This is a genomic window from Pseudomonas monachiensis (genome assembly GCF_047345015.1).
Lineage (GTDB): Bacteria > Pseudomonadota > Gammaproteobacteria > Pseudomonadales > Pseudomonadaceae > Aquipseudomonas > Aquipseudomonas monachiensis.
The window spans coordinates 3,012,491-3,032,467 of record NZ_CP178857.1 but is presented as its reverse complement, the minus strand read 5'-3'; the positions used below and the strand labels follow the sequence as shown (position 1 = coordinate 3,032,467).

Annotated in this window: 18 protein-coding genes; 6 read left to right on the top strand and 12 right to left on the bottom strand. The window is 57.1% G+C overall.

Annotated features, from left to right (window positions below; translation table 11 throughout):
- Positions 1-25: 25 nt before the first annotated feature.
- The 3 genes from ACMDB8_RS13550 to ACMDB8_RS13540 are packed head-to-tail and all read right to left on the bottom strand — an operon-like array spanning position 26 to position 3,120.
- Positions 26-868, bottom strand: coding sequence for a carbohydrate ABC transporter permease (locus tag ACMDB8_RS13550; RefSeq protein ID WP_409079237.1), 843 nt, complete (start codon positions 866-868; stop codon positions 26-28).
- Complete coding sequence (locus ACMDB8_RS13545) at positions 865-1,824, bottom strand: carbohydrate ABC transporter permease (protein ID WP_223541190.1); 960 nt, start codon at positions 1,822-1,824, stop codon at positions 865-867. Before ACMDB8_RS13545 ends, ACMDB8_RS13550 begins: the two co-directional genes overlap by 4 nt.
- A 21-nt stretch (positions 1,825-1,845) precedes the next feature.
- Positions 1,846-3,120, bottom strand: coding sequence for an ABC transporter substrate-binding protein (locus ACMDB8_RS13540; RefSeq protein ID WP_223541203.1), 1,275 nt, complete (start codon positions 3,118-3,120; stop codon positions 1,846-1,848).
- Between the two features lie 167 nt (positions 3,121-3,287).
- Between ACMDB8_RS13540 and ACMDB8_RS13535 the strand changes: the two genes are divergently transcribed.
- From ACMDB8_RS13535 to ACMDB8_RS13520, 4 genes are all read left to right on the top strand, one after another.
- Positions 3,288-4,853: a carbohydrate porin gene (locus tag ACMDB8_RS13535; RefSeq protein WP_223541191.1), complete on the top strand. Its 1,566-nt coding sequence runs from the start codon at positions 3,288-3,290 to the stop codon at positions 4,851-4,853.
- 160 nt (positions 4,854-5,013) lie between these two features.
- Complete coding sequence (locus ACMDB8_RS13530; protein WP_223541192.1) at positions 5,014-5,937, top strand: carbohydrate kinase family protein; 924 nt, start codon at positions 5,014-5,016, stop codon at positions 5,935-5,937.
- A gap of 165 nt (positions 5,938-6,102) precedes the next feature.
- Positions 6,103-6,876: a ParA family protein gene (locus ACMDB8_RS13525; RefSeq protein ID WP_056724878.1), complete on the top strand. Its 774-nt coding sequence runs from the start codon at positions 6,103-6,105 to the stop codon at positions 6,874-6,876.
- Positions 6,877-7,045: 169 nt separating this feature from the next.
- Positions 7,046-7,261, top strand: a complete 216-nt coding sequence (locus ACMDB8_RS13520) for a hypothetical protein (protein ID WP_056724876.1) — start codon at positions 7,046-7,048, stop codon at positions 7,259-7,261.
- Position 7,262: 1 nt separating this feature from the next.
- Here the strand turns inward: ACMDB8_RS13520 and ACMDB8_RS13515 are convergent, their stop codons facing one another.
- Entirely contained in the window at positions 7,263-7,871 is a 609-nt protein-coding gene (locus ACMDB8_RS13515) for a trimeric intracellular cation channel family protein (protein ID WP_056724874.1), read from the bottom strand.
- 283 nt (positions 7,872-8,154) lie between these two features.
- Between ACMDB8_RS13515 and ACMDB8_RS13510 the strand changes: the two genes are divergently transcribed.
- A complete protein-coding gene (locus tag ACMDB8_RS13510; RefSeq protein ID WP_223541193.1) occupies positions 8,155-9,459 on the top strand; it encodes an MFS transporter in 1,305 nt (434 codons plus the stop codon).
- Positions 9,460-9,502: 43 nt separating this feature from the next.
- On the opposite strand, the gene ACMDB8_RS13505 is transcribed toward ACMDB8_RS13510, so the two are convergent.
- From ACMDB8_RS13505 to ACMDB8_RS13470, 8 genes are all read right to left on the bottom strand, one after another.
- Positions 9,503-10,480: a 2-hydroxyacid dehydrogenase gene (locus ACMDB8_RS13505; RefSeq protein ID WP_056724871.1), complete on the bottom strand. Its 978-nt coding sequence runs from the start codon at positions 10,478-10,480 to the stop codon at positions 9,503-9,505.
- Between the two features lie 21 nt (positions 10,481-10,501).
- Complete coding sequence (locus ACMDB8_RS13500; protein WP_056724869.1) at positions 10,502-11,794, bottom strand: MFS transporter; 1,293 nt, start codon at positions 11,792-11,794, stop codon at positions 10,502-10,504.
- A gap of 103 nt (positions 11,795-11,897) precedes the next feature.
- Positions 11,898-12,884 (bottom strand): sugar kinase, encoded by a 987-nt coding sequence (locus tag ACMDB8_RS13495; protein ID WP_409079238.1) that lies wholly within the window; start codon positions 12,882-12,884, stop codon positions 11,898-11,900.
- Positions 12,877-13,659, bottom strand: a complete 783-nt coding sequence (locus ACMDB8_RS13490) for a sugar phosphate isomerase/epimerase family protein (RefSeq protein ID WP_056724865.1) — start codon at positions 13,657-13,659, stop codon at positions 12,877-12,879. Before ACMDB8_RS13490 ends, ACMDB8_RS13495 begins: the two co-directional genes overlap by 8 nt.
- 88 nt (positions 13,660-13,747) lie before the next feature.
- Positions 13,748-14,773, bottom strand: coding sequence for a LacI family DNA-binding transcriptional regulator (locus ACMDB8_RS13485; RefSeq protein WP_317850365.1), 1,026 nt, complete (start codon positions 14,771-14,773; stop codon positions 13,748-13,750).
- Between the two features lie 526 nt (positions 14,774-15,299).
- On the bottom strand, positions 15,300-15,428 hold the full coding sequence (locus ACMDB8_RS13480; protein WP_263291639.1) for a hypothetical protein: 129 nt from the start codon (positions 15,426-15,428) through the stop codon (positions 15,300-15,302).
- A gap of 333 nt (positions 15,429-15,761) precedes the next feature.
- On the bottom strand, positions 15,762-16,688 hold the full coding sequence (locus tag ACMDB8_RS13475; protein ID WP_409079239.1) for a 2-hydroxyacid dehydrogenase: 927 nt from the start codon (positions 16,686-16,688) through the stop codon (positions 15,762-15,764).
- A 10-nt stretch (positions 16,689-16,698) separates the two neighbouring features.
- Positions 16,699-17,679, bottom strand: coding sequence for an isopenicillin N synthase family dioxygenase (locus tag ACMDB8_RS13470; protein WP_409079240.1), 981 nt, complete (start codon positions 17,677-17,679; stop codon positions 16,699-16,701).
- Between the two features lie 192 nt (positions 17,680-17,871).
- Between ACMDB8_RS13470 and ACMDB8_RS13465 the strand changes: the two genes are divergently transcribed.
- On the top strand, positions 17,872-19,908 hold the full coding sequence (locus ACMDB8_RS13465) for an NADH:flavin oxidoreductase (protein ID WP_056724858.1): 2,037 nt from the start codon (positions 17,872-17,874) through the stop codon (positions 19,906-19,908).
- The last annotated feature ends 69 nt before the right edge of the window (positions 19,909-19,977 follow it).

Genomic DNA, 19,977 nt, shown 5'->3' with positions numbered 1-19,977 from the left:
TGCTGTTCCTTGTCTTTGTTGGGCATCAACCCTTTAACGCGCCGGCAGTGAGACCGGAAACGATTCGGCGCTGGAAAATCAGCACCAGAATCACCAGTGGGACGGTGACCAGCACCGATGCAGCCATCAACAACCCCCAAGGCAGCTCATGAGGGCTGCCACCGGAAATCAGGGCGATGGCGACCGGCACCGTGCGTTGCGTGTCAGTGAGGGTGAAGGTCAGGGCAAACAGGAACTCGTTCCACGCGGCGATGAAGGCCAATAAGCCCGTGGTGACCAGCGCGGGCCAGAGCAGCGGCAACAGCACGCGGGTCAGCGTGACCCAGGGTGAAGCGCCATCCATGATTGCCGCTTCTTCCAGTTCATGGGGCAGTTGCCCCATGAACGTGGTCAGCACCCAGACGGTGAATGGCAGGGTGAAAATCGTGTAGCTCAGGATCAACGCCCAGGACGTGTTGTACAGGCCCAGCGCGCGGATCACTTCGAACAGCCCCGACAGCACCGCGACCTGGGGAAACATCGACACACCAAGAACCAGCATCAACACCGTGCCACGCCCACGGAACTTCACCCGGCCCAAGGCATAGGCGGCGGTCAGGCTGAGGAACAGCGCCAGCGTCACCACACACAGCGCAACCACCAGCGAGTTACCGATGGCCCGCAGGAATGAGGCTTGGTGGAGTACCGCCGCGTAATTGGAGAAATCGGGGTTATCGATCCAGTAGCTCACCTCGAACAAGGCGCTGGACGGTTTTAGCGAAGTCACGATGGCATAGTAGAAAGGGAAGACCGCATACAGCAGCAACACCCCGATCAGGCACCAGAACCCGAGGCGCAACAACGTTTTTTTCAGTAGGCGCGGGCTCATGACCGGACCTCCAATTGACGGCGTCCGAGGTAGAGATAAAGCAGGGCGATGACCGCAACCACCAGAAACAGCAGCGTCGAGGCCGCGCTGCCGTAACCGACGTCCTGGAACTCCACCAGGTGCTGGCGGGCATACACCGACATGCTCATGGTGCTCGACGAGTTCGAGGTCAGCACATAGATCACGTCGAATACCCGCAGCGAGTCGAGGATGCGGAAGATCGCCGCCACCAACAAGGCGGGCATCAGCAGGGGAAGCGTGACACGCCAGAACACCCTCAGCGGATGAATGCCATCGACCCTGGCGGCCTCGTAGCAATCGCTCGGCAACATCTGCAAGGCCGCCAACATCAGCAGCGTGACAAAAGGGACGGTCTTCCAGACGTCGACGATGATCACCGCCCACATCGACAGGTCCGCATCGGCCGTCCAGGCCAGGGGCGCGTCAATCAGGCCGAGGCTCAGCATCAGGTGATTGATGATGCCGAACTGGTCGTTAAGCATCCATGACCAGATCTTTGCCGAGACAATGGTCGGAATCGCCCAGGGAATCAGAATCAACGCACGTACGAGGGAACGGCCGGTGAACTTGATGTTCAGCAGCAACGCCACCAGCAGCCCCAGCACGACTTCCAGTCCCACCGAGACCACGGTGAAATGCAAGGTGTTGCGCACCGCGTTCCACCATTGAGGATCGACCAGGATGCCCGACCAAGTGGAACCGTTGTGGAACAGATAATTGCTTAAGCCTACGAAGGATCCGCCGCTGGTGTCCGCCAGGTTGGCGTCGGTCAGGCTGAACCAGAATGTTCGGAGCAGCGGCCAGGCTGCCACCAGGGCCAGACACAGCAGCATCGGTGTCAGAAATAGCCAGGCGGCGCGTACTCGGCGACGTTGTACTGGCGTTTCCCTGGTGAGCAGGAGCTCGTCACAGGGGGCAGTAGTAGAGACAGACATGGTGATTTCCTTCCTTGTGGCTTACCAGTTCCGGCGTTTGATGCGCGTGAGTTCGCTTTCCAGTTCGGCCAGCGCCTGATCGACAGGCAACTCGCCCGCCAGCACGCCATGCACTCGATCGAAGAACGCATTGGAGACCCTTGGATAGCGATCGGCAGTGATTGAGGCAGGGCGCATGACCCCATCGTTGAGAATGCTGTGGAGCTGGCTGTAATAAGGCATTGCCGCGAGCAGTTCGGGATCTTGATACAGCGACTCTATAACCGGGTTATAGGCGCCTATCAGGGCACGACGTTTTTGCTCTTGGGCACGGGTCAGGTAGCTCACCAGCTCGGCGGCAAGTTTTGGATGGGCGCTGTAACGCGATACCGCCAGGCCCCAGCCACCGAGGGTGGAGGCATGGCTACCGGTCTCGCCGCCACGGGGCAGGGGAGCGACCCCGACCTTGTCTTTTACGGCACTGTCCTGGCTTTGTACCAACGCCCAGACATAAGGCCAGTTACGCATGAACAGCGCATTTCCCGATTGAAATACACCCCGGCCTTCTTCCTCGGTGTAATTGAGTACGCCCCGCGGGGAGATGTCACCTACCCAACTTTTCGCCAGAGTCAAAGCCGTTCTTGAAGCCTGGCTGTTGACCACGATGTCACCTCGTGGATTGACCAGTCCGCCTTCCGATTGGCTGCTGATCCACTCCAGTGCATTACACGTCAGGCCCTCGTAGGCGCGCCCTTGAAAGATGTAACCCCACGCATTGGGATTCCCGGCAGTGCGCTCGGCCTGTTGAATATTCCTGGCGGTAGCGGTCATTTCCTCCCACGTCTGGGGAACTTGCTGGTTGTACTTCTCAAGCAAGTCCTTGCGGTAATACAGCAAGCCCGAGTCGGTGAACCACGGCATCGTCACCAGCCGTCCGTTCACCGTGGCGTTATCCACCTGTGCCTGGAAGTAGCCTTGGGTCGCGTTGGCGGGAAGCACCTCGCGCAGATCCATCAAGTGTTTGGCCAGCATCCCCGGCCACACCATGTCGATTTGAATGATATCGATGTCAGTGGACTGCGCACTGAGGATCTGTTGATAGAACGACAACCTCTCGGTCGCCGAGTTAGGCGTGGAAACCACCTCGACGTTGTTGCCGGTCTGTTTCGACCACGCCTCGACAGCCTCCTTGCAGAGCTGCAACTCCGCACCCACCGCGCCACACGAGATCGTTAAATCGGCAGCGCTCGAGAGGCATGGAAATCCGGCACAGAGGGTGAGTAGTGCGGCTGGAAGGAGAGTTTTTAGCTGTTTCATAAAGCCCTCTTTATTTTTGTTTTTAGAAAAGTTAACGTTAACATCGCCAAATGTAGCAGCGTATTTGCGATGAGGCATCCTTTTTTTCGTCAATTTTGACAATTCACAATTGACGAAAAAAGGCCGCTCGCGGGAACAGAAAAATAAAAACAAAACAGGAAATTCACATGCAGAAAGCATCAAGCTGGCTACTCGCAGGCGTGCTCGGCACCTCGGCGGTAACCTCTCAGGCCGCGACTCTGGAAGAACGCATGGCCGCGTTTGAAGCCCGTGCCAGCGCCGCGGAAAAGCGTGCAGCCGCAGCCGAGCAGCAAACCCAGGCACTTGCCAGGGAATTGCAGCAGATCAAACTCGCCACTGCTCCCTTGCAGCCCGCCGCGTCTACTGCGGCAGTAATTTCAGCGCCCGCTTTGGATACCCGACTGGCAAAACTCGAGGCCCGTCAGCAAAGCCTGGAGAAAGAGGGCAGTACCGGACACCTCACTGATGGGTTCAGCTTCAACGGCTACGCCCGCTCCGGATTGCTGATCAACGATCGGCTGGGGGGTGGTCGTGGCGGCCCTTATGAAACCCCTGCCGGTTCAGTCGGTGGTGCAGTCGGGCGACTCGGTAACGAGGACGACACCTACATGCGTATAGACCTGTCGAAAGAAATCTATGCGCAAAACGGCACCCGTTCCAAATTCACGGTTTCCATCGCCGACGGTGTGGAAAGTTCCAATGACTGGACGGCCGACGAAAGCAAACTGAACGTGCGCCAGGTATTCACAGCGCTTGACCATCTGGCTGCGTTCAAGGGCAATTCAGTGTTCGAGAACGCCACCCTGTGGGCAGGCAAGCGATTCGATAGAGATAATTTCGATATCCACTGGCTGGACTCGGACGTTGTCTATCTGGCCGGCACCGGGGGTGGAATCTACGATATGCAGATGAACAAGAATTGGCGTTCGAACTACTCTTTGATCGGGCGTAACTACGGGGATTTCAGTCAAGGCGATCTTAGTGCCGATGTGGAAAGCTACATCCTGACCTCCAACCAGTTCTTCGAGGATGGTCAGTGGCAGTGGATGTTCAATGCCATCGGCGCAAAGAAAAACGATTTCGCTACCCGCACCAATGCAGCGGGTATGACGCCTGCGGATTCCGGCTTGCACAGCATGCTGGCCAATCACCAGAAAAACTTTTTCGGCAGGGAAGGCTTCTTCAAAACGGCGCTGCTCTATGGGCAAGGTCTGGGAGCCGAGGTCAAGAACATCGGCTCGGATGGCGAACTCATCGACGATGCCCGCGCTCTGCGTCTGGCACTTTACGGTGAGACACCCCTTGCGCCTGACTGGCGCATCGGGCCCAGCTTGCTGGCCGAACAGAGCAAGGATAGATACGTCAAGGGTGACGACTACCGCTGGCTGACCCTGAACGTGCGTTTGGCCAATGAAATCAACAGCAATTTCGAGATGGCCTACGAAATAAGCTGGCAAACCATGAACCTCGACCCGAAGGGCTATCTACAACGTAATGCGGTCGACGGTAACTTTTGGAAATTCACTGTCGCCCCGACATTCAAACTCGAGGTTGGAGATCTTCTTACACGTCCCGAATTGCGAGTGTTCGCAAGCTTCATGAACTGGTCTTCGGATCTGGACAGATTCAGTACCACAGACTCCTTTGGCATGACGGACTTCAAAGCCGGAGGTGTATGGCAATACGGCATACAAATGGAAACCTGGTTTTAATATTCAAGCGCGTTCGGCCAACATCTGCTTTTAGGTTGGCCATGAGAACTTCTCTAACTTCAACAAACCCTGCCTTTCATCAAAACGCATTGAGTCAGTGATTACCGGTCGAATCTGATCAGCCAGCAGTTCCCTACGACAAAAAATTGAGGAAATGACGATGGTATTGCCTCGCGCAGTAGTGTTTGGCGAAGCCTTGACCGATCTTGTCCAAGGCACTCCTGGACAGTGGAAGGGCTACCCGGGTGGTGCTCCCTGGAACGTTGCACGAGCGCTAAGTCGCTTGGGTGTCAGCAGCGCTTTTGCTGGGGCGGTGAGCATGGATTCACTGGGTGACGAGATAGTTTCACAGTCGGAAGCGGCAGCATTGGATATGAGGTTTATCCAACGGGTAGACCGAGATCCTTTGGTCGCCATCGTTCCATCGAGCCGTCCTCCAAGGTATTTTTTTGCTGGAGATGCCGATCTGTTTTTTGATCCGGATCTGATGCCCGATGGATGGATCAACCATGCAGAGCTGTGTCATTTCAGCTGCATCAGTTTGGCTCGACAGCCACTCGCAGACAGGCTGGTTAAAATTGCTCAGCAGGCCAAAGAAGCCGGTAAACGGATTAGCTATGATCCGAACTGGCGCAATTTAATGGATAGCCATTATCGGGAGCAGACCTTCCCTACGATGACCACCCTTGCTGACATGATCAAGCTTTCCGACGAAGACCTTCGGCAAGTTTATCCAGGGCTGACAGAACACCAGGCAATGGATGAACTTCGCGCTCTTAATCCTCAGGCGCAGATCCTTTTTACCCGAGGGGAACACGGGATGGTTCTCCACACCCCGGACAGCCAACTCGATCAGCCGGCTATTGCCGTGAAGGTAGAGGACACGGTTGGAGCAGGAGACGCGTGTATGGCTGGTTGGCTGGCTGCGGAGTTGTTGGGGATCGCGGACTTGAGAGAGCGCCTGCAATTTTCAGCGGCTTGCGCATCCATATCTTGCCGCCATGCCGGAGCCCATGCTCCAGCGCTAGCTGACGTGGAAGGTTTGCTGCAGCGGCTAACATTGGCAAACCCAGGGGATTGCTGATCCGTGTAAATCTATCGCTACCACCTTGTGTTGGCAGTCAAATGCTCTAGTGCGCAGCTTTGGCCAATCGCTGTCGCAAAACTGTAATGTTGCCGTCATAGAATTGACATGACTTCTTACACACTTCAGCCGGCCTTTGGCCTTTTTCATGGATGAGCAAGCCCTATGCGTCGTGTCATATTCAATCAGAAAGGGGGCGTTGGGAAATCCAGCATTGCCTGCAACCTTGCCGCCGTGAGTGCTGCCGAAGGTTACCGAACGCTGCTGGTAGATCTCGACCCCCAGGCAAACTCGACTCACTACCTCACGGGCTTGACCGACGAGCACATTCCCGCAGGCATAGCGGACTTCTTCAAACAAACACTGTCCAGTGGCTTTGAAGGCAGAAGGAATCGAGTGGCCATCACCGAGACCCTTTACGACAACCTTCACCTGGTGACTGCTAGCTCTGAACTGTCAGACCTCCAGTCAAAACTCGAGAGCAGGTTCAAGATCAACAAGCTGCGCAAGTTGCTGGTAGAGCTGTCCGAGGACTATGAGCGCATCTATATCGATACGCCTCCGTCGCTGAATTTCTACACATTCAGCGCGCTGGTGGCTGCAGATCGATTGCTGATTCCATTCGATTGCGACAGCTTTTCTCGCCAGGCGATGTACCGTGTTATCGCACAGGTAGAAGAACTACGTCTTGATCACAATGAATCACTGAAAGTGGAAGGGGTGGTGGTCAACCAGTTCGCCGGGTATACCGGCCTACACCAATCTCTCGTGAATGAGTTGCTGGCCGAAGGCTTGCCAGTGCTACCGGTCTATCTGAGCAGCTCCGTCAAGATGCGCGAATCTCACGAAATGTCAGTTCCCATCGTCCATTTGGCCCCGCGACATAAGCTTTCGCTGGAGTTTGTTGGCTTGCTGGACGCCCTGGAACGGGCCGCTTAGCTTCATCGCGGATGGGCTGTTACAAGTGTAATCGTCCCCTCAGGGGTGTCACTCCAGCTAGTGTCAAACCAGCCAGGGTCGATGATTCAAAACCAGTTCGTACAGCTGAAACACTAACGAAACATTCCGGCCATATGATTCGCACCACCGAAACCAGGGAGGGTTGGAGATGAATCGGCCATCAAGAAGCATGCGCAAACTGCTCGATTCCGTTGCCACCAACAATGAGGCAGCGGCGCTTGATGTGATGCGTGCTGCAGAGCAGCTCCAGGATGAGGTGTTGCGCCAACGATTACTGAACTTGATTCATCGGCTCAACCAAGACGCCAATGACTTGCGAATGGCGCGGGACGATATCCAAGGCGGGGCCATCAAGCTCGCGTGACTTACCTCTGCCTGGTGGAGAAAATCGCTGGCATTTGGAGCCCTTTATAAATGGCAAGAAACCTGAATCCAGAGGTAAGTATCAAAGCGATCCAACCAGCGATCCGGATTGACGGAAATGTATCGCGCAGCAAGACATACAAGGTGCACCCCAGCAGGACTGGCGTGGCGTAGATCTCACGTGACATCAACAACGAGGCCCTGCCGGCTAGCACATCACGCGCTATGCCGCCTCCAATACTGGTCAGCACGCCCATCATCACTGCCAAAGGTGCACCAAGCTGTAATGCCATCACTTTCTCAGTAGCGACTAATCCGAACAGTGCGGCCGCAAAACCATCGAGATACAGCAATAGCTGATAGCGTTTGTGCAATCTATTGGTGAGAAAAAATGCCAGTAGTGAGGTAACCAATGCGACCCAGATGTAGTTGAAGTCTGCAATCCAGAAAATCGGTTGATCCAGCAGTAGGTCTCGAATGGTGCCACCACCAATAGCAGTGATGATGCCCAGCACTACGGCCCCGAACAGATCGACACCTACCTTTTGGATAGCTAACAATCCGGTAATGGCAAACACGGCGGTGCCCAACATTTGCTGAAAATAAAGCATCCGTTACTCCGTTCTCAGGTTGTCCAATAAGTGAACGATGGCGATGTGGGGAATGCAGGCGCGCGCCATCTGCAAGGCATCGTCGTTGGCCTGGCAATGCGGGTTGCAAATGTAGGTGGTGCTTCACCCACCGGAAGTCTAGTGGGTTCGTGCCCTTCCCACATCGGAGACTGCATTGAGGTGGAGGAGAGGGGAGTGCTCGCGAGTGGGGTGTTCAGGATCGCGGGTAACGAGACGACAGGCTTTTTTCAGACCTGTTGAGTGACTGTGCGGAGTTGATGATATGAAATTGTTCAGGCCGTTGCTTCAGCGGCCCGTAGCCTTGCTGTGGGGAGGGTTGGCGCTTTCTTCGATTGGTGACGAACTCTTCGCGATTGCCATCGCCTGGATGGCGGTGCAGATCGCCGGAACCGATGCAAGCTGGCTCAGTGCTTTACGCGGTGCTGCCGCGTTGGCAGGTGCTTTGCTGGGCGGAATATGGGCTGAGCGCTGGGACCACCGTCGCACGATGATCGGCGCCGACCTGGCGCGGGCCGGGCTTGCCTTGATTCCGGTGCTTGCTTGGGGATTCGGCATCATGAGTCTGTGGATGCTGGCGGTGCCGCTCATGCTCATGATGATCGTCAACTCGTTGTTCGAGCCGGCGCTGCGCGCCAGTCTTCCGCGGATTGCCGCGGCGCCGGACCAGCTGCAATCGGTCAATGCGCTGTTCGATGTGATCATCCGGGTCGCCCGGGTGATCGGGCCAATGCTGGCAGCGGCGATTACGCTGCTGATCCCGATCGAGCATCTATTTACCCTGAATAGCATCACCTTCCTGATCTCCGCGTGGGCGGTCATGAAGTTGGGCAAGGCGTTGCCGCGCCAACCTGTCAAGGCAACAAGCCGGCGTGCCGGATTTACCGCCGGTTGGAGAAGTCTTGCGGGACGCAGCCAGATGCAGGCGGTGTATGTGTGTGCGGGACTGGGCAATGTTGCCTGGAGTGTGGGGATATCGATCGGCATGGCGCTGGCAGTCGTCAAATACGATATCCAGGGATTCGGGGTACAGGGGTTTGCTGCCTACGGCCTGATCATGGGGGCTTACGGGGCAGGGAACCTGATCTCCATTTTTGTTGTGGGCAATCTGCAGATCCGTCGCTTGTATCACGGGTTTACCTTCGGTTCCGTGGTTAACGGCCTGGGCATCGCGATCATCGGTGCGGCGGTGCTGTACCTGCCACCGGAACACGTCCTCACGGGGATGATGGTCGGCGCAAGTCTTGCGGCACTCGGCGGGCCACTGATCGACATCTCCTTCATTCTGCTGATTCAAACCCGGTTCAGACAAAGCGAAATCGCCGGGCTGGCACGGCTGCGTTTTGCGGCGCTGGGCGCGTCGATTCTGATTGCCGGTGCCTGCGGTGCTGCGCTGTATGCCCGCTTTGAAACCGGCCTGGTTATTGTCGGTGCCGGGATTTTCGAAGTGATCGTGGGGGCAATTGTGCTGCTAGCCCCCAAGGATAAAGTCCACGGCAAGATCCGTTTCAATTCAGGATTGTCGAAGTTCAGCGAGATATACGTGGCGTCGGCAGCGACCAATCGCTGAGCCGCTGCCTCAATCTTGTCGGGAGCAGTGGCTTGATGAACGGCTAACGCTTCCATGCCCCGGTGTTCACCAGATTCGCCGGCCGCTCACCCGCCAGCGCCGCCAGCAGATTATCCAGCGCGCACCTGGCCATCGCCTCCCGTGTTTCATGTGTCGCCGAGCCGATGTGCGGTGTCGCCACCACATTACTCAACTGCAACAGCGGCGAATCCGGATTCAGCGGCTCACGCTCGAACACATCCAGCCCGGCCGCGCGAATCTGTCCTCGGCGCAATGCGTCGATTAACGCGGTTTCGTCCACCACCTTGCCCCGGGAAATGTTGATGAAGATGCTTTCCGGGCGCATCAAAGCAAACTCATCGGTGCCGATCAGCCCCTCGGTTTGCGCAGTCAGCGGCAAGGTCAGACAAATGAAATCCGCCTGCTGCAACAGGTCGTTCAAGCTGCGGTATTGCGCATCGAAGCGCTGCTCGACCGCTGGTTTGGGCGAGTGGCTGTGGTAGATCACTGGCATGCCGAAGCCGAAATGCCCGCGCTGGGCCAGTGCCTCGCCAATGCGGCCCATGCCGATGATGCCCAGGGTTTTACCGTGCACGTCGATGCCGAAATGTGCGGGGCCGATATTGCGCTGCCAACCGCCTGTGCGCACCAGGTTCGCCAGTTCCACCACCCGCCGGGCCGTTGCCAGGATCAGCGCGAAACCGGTGTCGGCGGTGGTTTCGGTCAGCACATCCGGCGTATTGGTCAGCAGGATGCGCCGCTCGGTCAGGTAATCGATGTCATAGTTGTCGACCCCCACCGACACGCTGGCGACGGCTTCAAGGTTCGGTGCCAGGTCGAGCAGTCCGGCATCCAGCTTCAGGCTTGCACCGAGCAAGCCATGGGCACGGGGCAGGGCATCACGCAGTCTCGCCAGGCCCTCGGCGTCGAGGCTGTCGATCACTGTTACCTCGGTCTGCTCTTGCAAGCGAGCCATTAGCGGCGACGAGAGTTTCTTGTATAGAACGACCTGCTTTTTCATGGTGGTTATCTCAACATCGATTCAAGAGTGTGCAGTGGCGGTGCGCGCTACTGTGGGCCGCTCGCGGTCACTGGCGCCGGGTTTGAGGAACATCGTCAGCACCACCGAAAGCATCAGCGCACCGCTCATCAACAAGTACGACGCGCCGGGCGAACCGGTGGAGCTGTTCAGGTAACCGACCAGATAAGAACCGCCGAACGAACCCAGCGCGCCCATGCTGTTGATCAACGCCATGGCACCACCCGCCACGTTGGCCGGGAGGATTTCCGGAATGATTGCGAAGAACGGCCCGTAAGGCGCGTACATGCAGGCCCCGGCAATTACCAGCAAGGTGTAGGACCACCAGAAATGTTCAGCGCCCAATGCGTACGAGCCGTAGAAGGCAATCGAAGCAATCAGCAGCGGCGGCCAGACGAAACGTTTACGTTTTTGCAGCTTGTCCGAACCCCAGGACACCAGCAGCATGCCAATCACGGCCGCCAGATAAGGCAGCGCCGACAGCCAGCCGGCCTGGACCATGTCCATCTGCGCGCCGGCCTTGAGGATCGACGGCAGCCACAACACGAAACCGTACACGCCAATGCTCCAGCAGAAAAACTGCAGGGCCAGGATGATCACCTTGGGTGAACGGAACGCTTCGGCGTAGTTCTTCACGGCCTTGATGCCGACCTGTTCGGCGGCCAGTGCGCTTTCCAGGTCCTGTTTTTCCTGATCGTTGAGCCACTTGGCTTGTGACGGACGATCATCGGCCAGACGCCACCAGATGAATGCCCACAACACCGCTGGCAAACCTTCGACGATGAACATCCAGCGCCAGCTGTAATGCTGCACCAGATAGCCCGAGACCACCGACATCCACAGCATGGTCACCGGGTTGCCGAGGATCAGAAAGGTGTTGGCCCGCGAGCGTTCGGCGCGGGTGAACCAGTGGCACAGGTAGATCAGCATTGCCGGCATCACTGCCGCTTCGACCACGCCAAGCATGAAGCGAATGACGATCAGCCAGTAGGCATTGGAGACAATCCCGGTCAACGTCGCCAGGCTGCCCCAGAGGATCAGACTGACGAAAATCAGCTTCTTCACACTGTGTTTCTGCGCGTAGATCGCGCCGGGTACCTGGAAGAAAAAGTAGCCGAGGAAGAACAGCGCGCCGAGCATCGACGACAGCCCTGGTGTGATCATCAGGTCCGCCGCCATGCCGGACGCGGCGGCGAATCCATAGTTGGCGCGATCCAGATACGCCAGGCTATAGGTGATGAACACGATGGGCATGATGTACCACCAGCGGCGGGTGGCGAGCGTTGCGGTTTTCATGGTGGTGCTCCTGAGCTTGTTGTTTTTGTCGCAGCAGGTAACGGTTTAAATCTTCGGTGCCTTTACTGGCCTCATCGCGAGCAAGCTCGCTCCCACAAGGGATCTAGGTTCGACACATATCCCCTGTGGGAGCGAGCTTGCTCGCGATGGCGGCCTCAAATTCGCTGGCCATTTCGGCGCGGGTCGGCAACCCCTCCATATCCCCCCGACTCTGCACCGCACGGCTGCCAATCCAGTTGGCGCGTTTCACGGCCTCGACAACGCTTTGGTTTTCCAACAGCGCGCTGATCATGCCGACGGCAAAACCATCGCCGGCACCCACCGTATCGACCACTGTTTGCACCGGTACGCCAGCCACGAAACCTTGATCAAGATGTGTGCGGTAGTAAGCCCCGTGTGGGCCAAGCTTGATCGCCACGGCTTCGGCGCCCTGGTCGAGGTAGAAGGCGGCGATGTCGGCCGGGTCTTCGAAACCGCTCAGCAAGCGACCTTCGCTCAACCCCGGCAGGACCCAATGGGCGAGGGCGGCGAGGCGGTTGATCTCGGTGATCATTTGTCGTTCGCTGGCCCACAGGCTCGGGCGCAGGTTCGGGTCGAAGGACACACTGCGCCCGGCCTCGCGCATGCGGGTCATCAACTCGAACGACATCTGCCGCGCCGACTCCGACAGCGCCGGGGGAATGCCGGTGGCGTGCAGGTGTCGGGCCTTGAGCAATTCGGGCACGATCGAGTGCGGCGACAGGTGACTGGCCGCCGAACCACGGCGGAAGTACTCGACCACCGGATCGCTGCCATCGTCGATGCGGGACTTGAGTTGAAAACCGGTCGGGTGGGCGGTGTCGATGTCGACGTGGCGGCAATCCAGGCCTTGTTTTTCCAGGGTGTCGACCACAAACCGGCCCAACGAATCGGCACCGACACGGCTCAGCCATGCCACGTTGAAGCCCAGTCGGGAAAGGCCAATGGCGACGTTGCTGTCAGCCCCGGCAATGCGTTTGTGGAAAGCGCCGACGCTGGCCAGATCGCCAGCCTGTTCGGCGACGAACATCGCCATGGTCTCGCCGAAGGACAGAATATCGATCTCAGACATGAGCACTCTCCAGCTGCGATTGGCCGAGGTGGGCGAGGGCAGCGACGTGCTCGGTGGTCAGTTGCACCAGGTCATCGCCTTGCAGCGGATATTCCGCGGCCCGCATAACGCCTTGGGCCATGTGCCGCAGCAGGTGTTCCCACTGTTGAAAATCGCTGGCAGCGGGTGGGATGGCCACCAGCTTGCCGTCGGCGCGGCGGGTCACCGCTTTGCAGTGCACGTAACCGACGTGACGCCCGAGCAAGCGCGCGGCGCTGGCGGCAGACTGGTCCTGCCAGTGCCAATTGCCGATATCGAAGGTCATCTTTATCGGCAAGTTGTGCTGCTCGACGTCCGCGAAAAAACGCTGGAAGGGTTCAATGCGGCCGCCGTGCAGGGTCTGGTCGTTTTCCACCAGCAACTGTACGGCGCTTTCACCCAGCACACGGGCGAGGGTTTGCAGATCGCTGTTGTCGGTGAAATAGCCCAGCGACACCTTCAACCATTTGGCGCCGAATGCCTGGGCGCGTTGCAGGGCCGTGATCAGTTCGGCGTTGGGTTTGGATTGCCCGGCCAGCCATAGCTCCATGGGCGACGAATACACGCTCTGCAGGCCTTCTGCTTGTGTGGCATCGGCCAGTTGAGCGGGATCTTCGATGGTCAGTAACTCTTCGCGCCACTCAATGCGCGTGGCGCCGGCGGCGGCGAGAATCTCGATGAAGCTGCCCTGGCCGCGTTGACGCACAAGGTCGGCGCCGTAGCTGGAAAGGCTGATGGAAACGGCTGGTCTATTCATTGTTTTTCTACCTCTGAAACCGGTTTCATTTTTGTTCAAAAAAATTTTTAGTGCTACTTGGGGCCTCTTCGCGAGCAGGCCTTAACATTCAACGCAAATTCCCACGGGTCGACCCCCGCACAATCAGCTGCGCCGAAAAATCCAGCGTCCGCACCGCCCCGTCATCCCCGCGCAGCCGCTTGAGCAGGCACTCAAAAGCACTGGCGCCCATCTCGGTGGTCGGCTGCGCGAGGGCGGTAATGCCGCTGCCCACCAGCGGGTACCAATCCAGGTCATCGAGGGCAATCAAGCCCACGTCATCGAACAGGTTGCACTTGAGTTCACGCAACGCATGGGTGCTGGCGAGCGCGGCAATCCCGTTCGCGCAAAACAGTGCCTTCGGGCCGGGCCCAGGCGTGTCGAGGAAGGATTTCAATTGTGCGGTCAGTTCGCTGCCTGTTTCGATGTGCGTGCCGCGAAGCGCCGGGCGTTGCTCGATTTGTGCCTTGAAGCTGCTGACCCGCTCAATTCGCGAACTGGTGCCATCAAGCGGCTCAGTCACCAGCAATACATCGCAATAACCGCGTTCTTCAAGGTGGTTAAGGGCCATGTCGATGGCCTGCGGGTTGTTCAGCCCGACCATATCGCTTTCAAGGTGCTCCACCTTGCGATCCACCAGTACCAGGGGCATTTCCCGGTGCAGTTCGTGCAACTCGTCACGATGATGACCGAGGGTGTTCACGATCAAGCCTTCGATGTTGTACGAGCGCAGCAGGGCCAGGTGCTGGCGTTCTTGCTCGTCGTCGCGGTCGGTGTTGCACACCACCAGGCTATAGCCGTGCTGACGGCAGGCGGTTTCCACCCCGTGCATCACGGCAATTGAATAAGGGTTGCGGATATCGGCCACCAGCATGCCGATCAGGCGAGTGCGCCCGCGTTTCAGGCCACGGGCCATCTGGTTCGGGCGATAGCCGAGTTCGGCAATTGCCTGTTCGATGCGCTGGGCAATGGCATCGGAAAGCAGGGCGCGATCATCGCCAATGAACCGCGAAACGCTGGCCTTGGAGACCTTGGCGTGTTCGGCCACGTCGAGCATGGTCACGCGGCTGCGCTGGGCGGCGGAGAAATCGTTCACGGTCTGAAACCTTCTTATTGGATTTATAAGGTCGGGTGCTTCGTGAGATAGCACTGAAACCGGTTTCAGGAAACACCAAAAGCCAATTCGCCGTCAAGCCCCGGATGGTTGATTGTCGAACAATGAGCGACAAATGATATTGCATTTAACATAATATACATTATGCGTAATATCATACGCGGAGTTGGGAGCGCCTGGTGGTCAGATTCGAAGCCAGGCTCAGGCCTCGATCACTCTGCTGCAGTTCATGCCTGCACCTCAATCAGGTAATCCAGGACCGAACGGATCGTGAGAACCTTGCACCTTGAATAGCCAACCATATTGGCCAGAGTCCACCGCAGCTCCTCATCAGTACCGGATCGGAAAATTTCCAGCTGCTCGACTCATACGGATACCGGCTGTTGGTGAACACGTCGCGGTATCTCTCGAAGGAATCTTCCTGGCTGTCCAGGGCCAAGCCGCTACGAATCGGTTCGGGCATCGCATGGAACAACGTCAATAGATCGTGCTTATGCCGCGGCCAACGCTAGACGTCGAGTTTGTAGATCTCGCCGGATGTGCCTTGATGCTGGTCAGGCACGGAAATAAAGCTCTTGAGCAGGGTTTCCATGTCAATCGCCGCATCGACCTGGGCAACGTGCGGTAGGTTCTGCACATCCAGAATCTCAGCGGCTTTCAGGTAATTGTGAGCGCATTAAAGCATCCAGCTTGGAAAATGAGCCATTGCATACTCCTTTGAGTGGCCACCGCAGATGGCTGTAGCCCTTTATTTACGGGGCTTGTTACCGAATACACGTATGTTTGAAAGATACAGCACATATTTGGAAGATAGCGAATAAGGATGAGCTGCCTCTGGATCATCTGGTCAACTCCCCTCCTTCATTAATAACCAGAAATTATAACTAAACTAAATGGTTGTTTAGTTTAGCTAAGTTATAGGTCAGTATCGATGGTATTCGACTGGAGCTTCCACTCTTCCCCTCCCTCACTAATAGCCTTTAGACCGATCAACCACATTCAACAGGGGCATTCCCTCACGCTCTCTTCGGAGATTCTCAACTATCACTGCCACACCCCCCTCAATCTGCACATCGCTTGCAACATGAGGGGTCAGGAGCACTCGAGGGTGTTTCCAAAGTGGGTTGTCTTGAGAAGGAGGTTCTTGTACCAGGACATCCAGTATGGCTCCTCCCATACGGCCTTCATCCAACGCTGAAAGCAAAGCCGTTTCTATAACGTGGGCGCCACGCCCCACGTTAATCAGTCCAGCTCCATGAGGCAGGCAATCGAGCCTCGCAGCATTGAGTATCCCGTCTGTTTCGGGGGTCAGTGGCAACATGTTCACAAGGATATCGCACTGCCCTAAAAACGCCTCGAGTTCGTCCGGGCCGACGTAACAGTGGCCACCTGGCACCTCCTTCAAAGAGCGATTCCAGCCACTGAGCTGAAAACCTAATGGCTGAAGGCGATCAAGCGCGGCGCGTCCGAGATTGCCAACCCCCATGACACCAACACGCCGCTGTGAAGCATGCACGATTGGTCGAGGTCGCCAGCGACCACTTCGCTGGTCCTCTTGGTAAGCGAGGATTTCTCGATGCAAGGCAAGAACACCAAACAGAACATATTCGGCCATGATGTCAGCCATCGAGCTATCTACCAGCCGTATCAGCGACACGTTAGCAGGCAAACGGGCCAGATCGAACTGATCAACTCCAGCCCCGGCAGCGTAGAGGAGTCGAAGATTACCAAACTGCTCCGCAATGTCGGCAAGAGGCTCCCAAGCCAGGATGTAGTGCACCTCTGCCGGGTTACCGATATCAGGCCATTGGCGGAACTCTAGTTCAGGGGCGAGCGTTGACAGGCAATCTCGCCATTTCTGCGCATCGGCGGGGTCGGCCATATACAGGATGCACATAGAAAACTCCCTATTCGACTTTCAGATGCGCATAGCTATCAACGAAACGCTTAAATTTGTGTTTGCCACAAGTGTACGCTTCATACTTCGCGGGTAGCGCTTCACTCACACAGGTTGGCACAGGCTCAACAACTGCATCAAAATCCAAATCAATAAAGAAAGGAATTGAATAGCGCTCTAGACCGCTAGTATTTATGACGCGATGCATTGTCGAGGTGTAGCGATCGTTGGTGAGGGTTTGAACCAGATCACCAATGTTGACGATAAAAGTGCCTTCAACGGGTGGGGCAGTAACCCACTCCCCTGCACGGTTCTTGACTTGTAAACCGCCAACTGTGTCTTGAGACAGGACTGTCAGGAAGCCGTAATCCGTGTGAGCACCAATACCGATCTCTTCCAGGGAGACCTTTCCTATCTGAGGCGGATAACGCAAAACGCGCTGAATAGTGATGGGCTTGCGTTGGCGTTGTTCAAAATAATTTTGCGGCAAATCCAGACTCAGCGCGATGCCGCCGATGAGCGTTCTCGCAAGCGCCAATACAGCTGAATGATAAGCCTCGGCAACCGTGTCGAATTGCGGCAACCCGGCCGGCATTTGATTAGGGCCAAAAAACGGAGAAACTTCATCGTAATGGGCGCCGTAATCAAAGCACTCTTTGAAATCGCGCGTATTGGCTGGATCTACGTTTTCCGCATACATCGGGATGTAACCACGTAGCGTAAGCCCAGAGTTCACGATATTAAGTGAGTTCTTCTCGTCGGCTGGAAGCTTGAAAAAAAGTTTGGTGAGCCTGTACATCTCGTCTATCAGTTGCTGCGAAACACCATGGTTTTTTATATAAAAAAACCCCACCTTTTCGCACGCTTCACCTATCTGGCTTGCCACCCGCAGCGGATTTTCGCCGTTTATGAGTGGCGAAATATCTATGACCGGGATTTCAGTGAAGGCAGTTTGTTTGCTGGCCAAACGAATATCAAATAACTCAGTCACGCTTCTCTCCTTTCTAAATGGATGACAGACGCGGACGAGCGACATTCGTCCTTGTTTGGGCGGATGTTAATCCTGGTTTTTTTGGCACGCAAGCAAAATGTACACTTGTGTCACCAATCGTTGACACAGGTGTACATTTATCCTAATTTTAAGTCACCGAGCCTGATGAAGCCCACTTTGGAGCGCACCACGATGTCCAGCGATCCCTTGCTGCAACCCTATAAAATCAAAAACCTGACCCTCAGAAACCGGATCATGACCACCTCCCATGAACCGGCCTACCCTGTGGACGGTATGCCCAAGGATCTCTATCGCGCCTACCACGTGGAGCGCGCCAAAGCCGGTGTCGCCCTGACCATGACCGCCGGTTCCGCTGCCGTATCCCGAGACAGCCCGCCGGTGTTCAACAATGTGCTTGCCTACAAGGACGAAGTAGTCGGATGGTTGAAGGACCTGACCGATGAATGCCACGAACATGGCGCGGCAGTGATGATCCAGTTGACTCACCTGGGCCGTCGCACCCGCTGGGACAAGGCCGATTGGTTGCCGGTGGTGTCGCCGTCACACCGCCGCGAGGCGTCGCATCGCTCCTTCCCGAAGAAAATGGAGGAGTGGGACATCGAGCGGATCATCAAGGACTATGTAGACGCCGCGGAGCGCATGAAGGCGGCAGGTCTCGATGGCCTGGAGCTTCAGGCTTACGGGCATTTGATGGATCAGTTCTGGTCGCCGTTGACCAATGACCTCGACGGCCCTTACGGCGGGTCGCTGGAAAACCGCATGCGCTTTACCTTCGACATCCTGCGTGGCATCCGCCAGCGGGTAGGCGAAGATTTTCTGCTGGGAGTTCGCTACACCGGTGATGAAGAACTGCCCGGCGGCTTCACTGCCAGCGAGGGCATGCAGGTTTCTCACATGCTCAAGGACAGCGGACTGGTCGACTTCCTGAACGTCGTACGCGGTCACATCGATACGGATGCAGGGCTGACCGATGTCATCCCGATTCAGGGTATGCGCAACTCGCCCCATCTCGACTTCGCTGGCGAGATCCGCTCGTCTACGGGCTTTCCGACCTTCCACGCGGCGAAGATTCCCGACGTGGCCACCGCGCGCTACGCGATCGCCTCGGGCAAAGTGGACATGGTGGGCATGACCCGCGCGCATATGACCGATCCGCACATCGTGCGCAAAATCATCGAGAAGCGCGAAGAAGACATTCGCCCTTGCGTGGGCGCCAACTATTGCCTGGATCGCATCTATCAGGGCGGCGCGGCCTACTGCATCCACAACGCCGCGACGGGGCGGGAAACCACCATGCCTCATGACATTCCCAAAGCCGCGGTCAAGCGCAAGGTGTTGGTAGTCGGAACCGGCCCTGCCGGGCTGGAAGCGGCGCGGGTCGCCGGTGAGCGCGGCCATGACGTGACGGTGCTTGAAGCGGCTGATCAACCTGGTGGGCAAATTCGTCTGACTGCGCTGAGCGAGCGTCGTCGCGAGATGATCAGCATCATTGATTGGCGGATGGCACAATGCGAACGGCTGGGGGTGAAGTTTCACTTCAATACCTGGGCCGAAGCCGACACTGTGCAAGCCTTCGAGCCAGACGTGGTTATCGTCGCGACCGGCGGCCTGCCGGATACCGAGGTGCTCAGCAAAGGCAACGAACTCGTGGTTTCAACCTGGGACATCATTTCTGGCGACATCAAGCCCGGTCGCAACGTACTGATCTTCGACGATGCGGGGGATCATGCTGCCCTGCAGGCTGCCGAGGTCATCGCGCAAAGCGGTGCGAGAGTCGAAATCGTCACCCCTGACCGCTCGTTTGCACCTGAAGTCATGGCCATGAACCTGGTGCCCTACATGCGCAGCCTGCAGGATCTGGACGTCACCTTCACCGTGACCTACCGGGTCGATACAGTGGAAAAACGTGATGGCGGGCTCGTTGCAACCTTTGGCAGCGATTACGGACAGGTTCACAAGCAGCGCGTGGTCGATCAGGTGGTCGTCAACCACGGCACCCTTCCGCTGGATGACTTGTACTTCGAGCTGCGTCCTCTCTCCACCAATGGCGGCGCGGTAGAGCAGCATGACCTGATCGCTGGCACGGCACAGAACATCGTCACCCATCCCGAAGGACGCTTCCAACTGTTCCGGATCGGCGACGCCGTGTCTGCTCGCAACACTCACGCGGCCATCTACGACGCTTTGCGCCTGGTGAAAGAAATCTGAACCCCTGGCACGTCTGGTGCGGTCAAGGGACGCACGGAGCTTCCCATGACGCCTTCGGCAGTGAAGGCC